The following is a 208-nucleotide window of genomic DNA, read 5'->3' on the forward strand; positions in this document are numbered from 1 at the left end:
AGGAGCCATCGGCTTGCACTTCAGTGGTAATGGTTTGTGGATAACCTGCTTCATCACTGACCGTGATCGTCACACCTGTACCTTCGGGCTCTCCTACTACACTTCCTGAAATAGACGGTGTAGTATCGTTAGTATCGCCAAGGGCGTCGATTAGAACTGTTGGCGCTATAGTATTAACTTCAACAGATAGCGCCGCTGTTGACAAGTT

1 pseudogene is annotated in these 208 nt (G+C 48.1%); it reads right to left on the reverse strand.

The window, feature by feature from the left end:
- Window positions 1-208 (reverse strand): annotated as a pseudogene (locus V6260_RS19485) (retention module-containing protein); the annotation flags it as partial.

Origin of the sequence: Pseudoalteromonas aliena, from assembly GCF_038155085.1 — a bacterium.
Lineage (GTDB): Bacteria > Pseudomonadota > Gammaproteobacteria > Enterobacterales > Alteromonadaceae > Pseudoalteromonas > Pseudoalteromonas aliena_A.